Raw genomic sequence first — 6,356 nt, 5'->3', positions numbered from 1 at the left:
CGGCCAGGTGGGCGGCGGTCATCTCCGGCGCCGTGTACTGCGAGTTGGGCCGCTCGGGCAGCAGGGGCGGCGCGCCGGCCCGGGGGCGGGGGGGCGGGGCGCCCCCCCCCCGCCGACCGTCCGCTACCTCACCCAGATCGCCCGCGCCGCCGAAGACCTGGGCTTCCTCGGTGCGTTGACGCCGACCGGGGCCTGGTGCGAGGACGCCTGGCTGACCACCGCGATGGTCAGCCAACACACCGAGCGGCTGAAGTTCCTGGTCGCCTTCCGGCCCGGTTTCCTGTCGCCGACGCTGGCGGCCCAGATGGCAGCCAGCTACCAGCGGCAGACCGGCGGCCGACTGCTGCTCAACGTCGTCACCGGCGGCGAGAGCCGGGAGCAGCGCGCGTACGGCGACTTCCTGGACAAGGACGCCCGCTACGCCCGTACCGACGAGTTCCTGCACATCGTCCGGGCCCTGTGGCGCGGCGGCGAGGTGGACTTCGCCGGCGACCACCTACGGGTCGAGCAGGCCAGGTTGACCCAGGTGCCAGAGCCGGTGCCGGAGATCTACTTCGGCGGCTCGTCGCCGGCCGCCGGCCAGGTCGCGGCCCGCCATGTGCAGACCTATCTGACCTGGGGCGAGCCGCCCGCCCAGGTCGCCGAGAAGATCGCCCGGGTACGGGCGCTCGCCGCGCGCGAGGGCCGCGACCTGCGGTTCGGCATCCGGCTGCACGTGATCACGCGGGAGCGCTCCGAGCAGGCGTGGGCCGAGGCGCAGCGCCTGCTGGACGGCTTCGACGCGGAGACCGTACGGGCCGTGCAGCGCGGCTTGGCCCGCAGCGAGTCCGAGGGCCAGCGGCGGATGCTGGCGCTGCACGGCGGCGACCCCGCAGGTCTGGAGATCCACCCGAACCTGTGGGCCGGCATCGGTCTGGTGCGCGGCGGCGCCGGCACCGCGCTGGTCGGCAGCCACGCGGAGGTCGCCGACCGCATCGTCGAGTACCACCGGCTGGGCATCGACGAGTTCGTCCTCTCCGGCTACCCGCACCTGGAGGAGGCGTACTGGTTCGGCGAGGGCGTGCTGCCGCTGCTGGCCGCGCGGGGGCTGTGGTCCCACCCTGCCGCGGGCCCGGCCGCACGGCCCGCGGCAGGCGAGACCGCGCCCGTACCGGCACCAGAAGCCGCACCCGTACCAGCACCGGCATCCACACCGACACCAGCCACCACTTCGGCATCGGACGCCCGATGATCGCGACGCCTCCGCGGATTCGGGCGCCGCGGTAGGCGGACCCAGCGGCGACGAACCTGGCGGGCGGCTCGGCAACGGGGCCGCCCGCCGGGCCCCGCACCGGCCCTGGCCTGCTACTTCGCGCAATGCCCGGCACTCATCGCCGGTTCCGCTGCCGCGCGCGTCGTACCGCTTCCCCGTGCCCGCCCCGGGCAGCTCTTGGCCGGCGCACGGGCCGGCCAGTCGCACGCCCCCGCGCCTAAACTCCGCGCAGGGCCAGCCGTGTTGAGCGGTGGTCTTCGCCCCGCACCGCGCGCCCTGCCCTCGGCCCGTACCCCGGTTCGGCACGGCACGGCACGTGGTGCTCGTCCACCGTTTCGGGAGGAACAGTGTTGTCGAGCCGATACCGCGTGCCACCACGCCACAGACCCAACTCCCCGTCCACCGTGGGGGCCAGGGTGGGAGCCAGCCTGGGGCCCGGCCCGGGAGCCGTGCGGAGAGTCAGCCTGAGGGCCAGGCTGGGAGCCAGGTTGGGCATCCGCCTGGGGGTCGTCCTAGCGATGCTCGCCGCGACCTGGTGCGTCGCCGTCGCAGAGCCCAGCCCGGCCACCGCCTCCCCCGCACAGGACCGGGCGGCGCTCGCCGAGTGGTGGGCCCCGGTGCACTTCCAGGACGTCGACACCAGCGGCGCGACCAGCCTCGGCGGCAAGTCCGACTACATCACCTCGTACGACTTCGACGGCGACATCAACGGGCGCAACAACTGGGAGAACACCGGCGAGCACCCGCTGCCCGCGCACGTCTACTACTCGGTCGTCCAGACCAAGGGCTTCTCCTACCTCCTCTACACCTACTTCCACCCCCGCGACTGGGCGGACGGGTCCCTGGAGGACTACCAGGAGGACCTCAGCGAGCACGAGAACGACACCGAGGGTGTGCTCGTCGTCGTGCAGCGCGACAGTTCCCGGTACGGCACGCTGAAGGCCGCGATCACCGTGTCGCACTCGGACTTCTACTCGTACGTGCCCGACGAGAGCGACTGGACGTCGGGGGCCGAGAACATCGACGGCGACCTCGACCTCAAGAAGAGCCCGCACGGGGACGGACACCTGCGGCCGTGGACGGCACAGCAGGCCAACACCCATGCGGCGTGGTCGTTCAGCGCCCGGGACCGGGTGCGCGAACAGTACGAGAAGGGCGACGGCGTCCTGTACGTACCGGGTGACACGGCGGAGGAGCCGACCGGACCCAACGACCGGGACGTGCAGTACACCCTGGTCGACGTGTTCGCCGACGGCGGCATGTGGGACAGCCGCAACACCACCTCGCTGTTCGCCAAGCCGACCAACTTCGCCGGCGACGACGGGCCCAACCCGCACGGCGCCGCGTGCGGCGAGGGCAGCGGCGCGGCGTCGTGCAACGTGGACGCGGCCAGCGCGCCGTGGGCCTGGGACGACAAGGACGACCTGCCGGGCAAGGGCTTCCTCGCCACCAACCCGGCCGAACTGGTCTTCAACTACTTCAACTGGCCGGGCAAGCCCGCCAAGGCCGACCTGGACTACACCTGGAACCCGTACCGCGGCATCGCCCCACCCGACCCGAGCGAGCCCGTGCGGTGGCGGGTGATGGGGCTCGGCTCGTCCACCACCTTCGGCGAGGTCAGTTCGGACGGCAACGGCTACCGGCGGGTCGCCGACGACGCGTTCTTGACCGTGGCCGACGAGGTGGACTGGGTCGGCTCGGTACGGGTGGGCACCATGCGCGACCGTGACATCGAGGGCTGGCCCGGCTACCGGATCAGCCACATCGCCGGCAAGGCGGAGTGCGCGGTCAAGACCTACCGGCCCAATGTCATCACCCTGCTCGCCGGCGGCAACGATGTCATCCAGGACTACCAGATGGACGGCGCGATCGGCCGGCTCGAATCCCTGGTGCGGCAGGTGCTGACCGACTCGCCGGGGGTCACCGTCCTGGTGGCGGGCATGCAGCCGTTCCGCGACGCCGGCACCGACGCGCGCGGCAAGGCGTTCACCGCCAAGATCCCGGGGTTGGTCGACCGGCTCGCCGGCGAGGGCGAACACGTCAAGTACGCGGACGTGTCCGCGCTGAACGCGGGCGACGTCAGTGGCGACGGCATCCACCCGACCGACGACGGCTACCGCAAGATCGGTGACGCCTTCGGGAAGGCGGCCCGCGCGGCCCACGACGACGGCTGGATCGGCCGCCCCGGCCCGCAGGCGCCCGACGCCGGCTCCCATCCGTGCGGCCTCGAAGACCACGGCGCGGGGAGCGACGGCGGCACGGGCGAGTCGAACCGGCTGGGCCCCGGCTGGGACGACCGCGGCGTCATCCAGAAGCAGCAGTTCCCCTCGTCCAGCCGGTTCTGGATGGTCGACATCAACAAGGACCGCAAGGCCGAGTTCGTGACGGTTGATGACCAGCAGCGCATCCGCTTCTGGTGGAACAGCGGCCCCTCGGGTCGCCAGTGGACGCCGTTCGTCGAGGGCGAGAACGCGTACCAGCCGGCGCCCGGCGCGGTGGGCAACATGCTGCGCTTCGGCGACGTCGACGGGGACGGCTTCCCCGACTGCATGGTCGTCGAGCTCGACGGAAAGGTGCACCTCAAGACCTGGGACGCGGCGAACCCCGCGGGCTCGCGGCTGTGCATGAAGCCGTACGACGGGGTGGCCAGCGTCTTCACCAAGGGCTCCACCGGCGACCGGCTGACCATCAACCCGAAGACCCAGATCCGGTTCGCCGACGTCACCGGCGGCGGGCGCGACGACTACCTGTTGATCGAGCCGGACGGCAGCACGACGGCCGCCTACAACCGTGGCCTCCAGGAGCAGGACGGCAAGAAGCACCTGGACTGGACCGCGCCGACGCGGATCAGCGGCGCGTTGGAGAACCCCCGGCAGATCCGGTACGCGGACATCAACGGCGACCGGCGCGCCGACCGCGTCCTGATCACGGCCAGGGGCGGCGCCAGGGCCTGGATCAACGAGGGCGCGCAGGGCGCGGACGGCACGTACCGCGACATCGGCCGGATCGCCGGTGACGGCGAGGTGCCGCCGAAGGACGTCCAGTTGGCCGACATCGACGGCGACGGCAAGGCCGACTTCCTCCGCATCGGCTGGACCGGCGTCACGCACGCCTGGCTCAACCAACTGAGCCCGGACTTCTTCACCAAGTTCCACCCCTGACGCGCCCCGTGGGCGCCCCCCCCCCGGGGGGGGGCGGGGGGGGGGGGCCCGGCGGCTGCTGGCGTTCATGCTTCAACTACACTGTTGCACCTGCCAGTTGACCCGCAACGGGTCGCAACCGGCTGCGTACGGGGTGTTGCCCGTGGCGTGCGGCGGAGGGGGCCGCACGGATGGGCAACGACCGTACGGCTGTGGGGGCTTGAGGCCGTCGAGGCTTGAGCCGTGGGGGCTTCTGGCCCCCGGGCCGCAGGACTGTGGAGCTTTCGGGCCTTCAGGCCGCCGGGGTGTGGGGTCTTCAGACCGCTTGACTCTGGGGCCTTCGGGCCGTTGGACTCTGAGGCCTTCGGGCCTTCAGACCGCCGGGTTGTGGGACCTTCGGGCCGTTGGGGGCTTTGGCCCGTTGGGGGCTTTGGGCCGTTGGAGGCTTTGGGCCGTTGGGGGCTTTGGTACGGGGCGGAATGGCGGTACGGCAGGGCGCCGGCCGCCCCCACCCGGCCAGCGGAACCACCGCGTGAGCGACCTACCGGCCGGGCGAACCACACACACCCGACCGCGCCTCCCCCTACGCTCGACGCCATGCGAAGCTCCTTCACCGTGGGCGGGCGGAAGCTGTCCTATCTGGACTTCGGCGGCCCGGGAAGCCCGTTCCTCGCCCTGCACGGGCACTACAACGAGGCGGCGGCGTTCGCGCCCCTCGCCGCGGCGCTCGCACCGCGCTGGCGGTTGATCGCACTTGACCAGCGCGGCCACGGCGAATCCGACCGCGCCACCCGGTACGCGCGGGACGACTACGTGGCCGACGTCCTCGCCTTCCACCAGTGGCTGGGGCTCGGCCCCGTACCGCTCATCGGCCACTCCCTGGGCGGCGTGAACGCCTACCAGTTCGCGGCCCGCCACCCGGCCCGGGTCAGCCGCCTGATCGTCGAAGACATCGGCGCTGACCTGGACCTGAGCTGGTCCTTCACGCTGGCCCTCCCCCGCACCGCCCCGACCCGGGCGGCCCTGGTCGAGGCGCTCGGCCCGACGGCCCCCTATCTGGAGTGCGCTTTCCGGCAGACGGCGGGCGGCTGGGGCTTCTCCTTCGACATCGACGACACGTTCGCCTCCCAACAGGCCCTCAACGGCAACCACTGGTCCGACTGGACGTCCGTCTCCTGCCCCACCCTCCTCATCCGCGGCGCCCACAGCGACGTCCTGCCCTCCCCCCACGCCCACGCCATGACCACCCGCGCCCCCAACGCCCGCCTGGTAGAACTCCCCACGGGCCACGTCACCCATCACGATGCGCCGGAGCGGTTCGCGGCTGTGGTGGGGGGTTTCCTGGCGGAAGGCAGGAAGTGAGGGACGTGGCGGATCGACCGCGGGGGCAACGCGACCGATGCGGGCCCGTCTAGCCATGGAGGACCACCATAAAGAACAAGAAGCTGACTGGCTTATCTCGCTTATACCGACCCATTCGCACACGCACTGGCATCGCGGCACTCACGGTCGTGACAGTTCTGGCGGGCGGGCTCTGGATGGACCTATCAGAAAAAGGCGATTCGACATCGCCGGCCGAAGTACGCCGCGCCTCCGACACAAAAAACGAGGCAGCACGACTGGCGAGCGACATTTTCGATGCGGCCGGCGTAAAAGGGAAGGTGACCAAGCCAGGACCCCTCACCGCAGAGTGCGCCGGGAAGGACATCGAAAAGTACTACAGGATCATTTACTTCTGGTCCATTTGGGACGTCCCCATCCAGGACCTGAGGCAGGGCATGGAGAACCTCAGGGAGAAGCTTCCCGGCAGGGGATGGAGCGTCGAGAAGTACGGCCCGGATGAGAGCCCGAGCCGAAGCCTGGAAATGATCGCAGGTTCCAGGAATGATAAATTCACGGCGGTGATTCACCTCTACGACAAGAGCAAGAGGTCTGGCCCCAAGGCCCCGAAGTCCATCATTAAC

The 6,356-nt window shown here is 71.1% G+C and carries 4 protein-coding genes; all 4 read left to right on the top strand.

What is annotated here, in order from left to right:
• The first annotated feature begins 7 nt into the window (after window positions 1-7).
• Window positions 8-1,231: an LLM class flavin-dependent oxidoreductase gene (locus AAHZ94_RS26550; RefSeq protein ID WP_349995857.1), complete on the top strand. Its 1,224-nt coding sequence runs from the start codon at window positions 8-10 to the stop codon at window positions 1,229-1,231.
• 509 nt (window positions 1,232-1,740) lie between these two features.
• The gene (locus tag AAHZ94_RS26545) at window positions 1,741-4,413 is read left to right on the top strand and encodes an FG-GAP-like repeat-containing protein (RefSeq protein WP_349995856.1); all 2,673 of its coding nucleotides are present in this window, start codon (window positions 1,741-1,743) and stop codon (window positions 4,411-4,413) included.
• 576 nt (window positions 4,414-4,989) lie between these two features.
• The gene (locus AAHZ94_RS26540) at window positions 4,990-5,754 is read left to right on the top strand and encodes an alpha/beta fold hydrolase (RefSeq protein ID WP_349995855.1); all 765 of its coding nucleotides are present in this window, start codon (window positions 4,990-4,992) and stop codon (window positions 5,752-5,754) included.
• Between the two features lie 149 nt (window positions 5,755-5,903).
• The coding region (locus AAHZ94_RS26535) for a hypothetical protein (RefSeq protein WP_349995853.1) at window positions 5,904-6,356 on the top strand (453 nt) is incomplete at its 3' end.

The sequence above is a fragment of the Streptomyces sp. HSW2009 genome (genome assembly GCF_040240285.1).
Classification (GTDB): domain Bacteria; phylum Actinomycetota; class Actinomycetes; order Streptomycetales; family Streptomycetaceae; genus Streptomyces.
The sequence above is the reverse complement of the archived record's forward strand: the minus strand, read 5'-3'. Positions and strand labels throughout refer to the sequence as shown.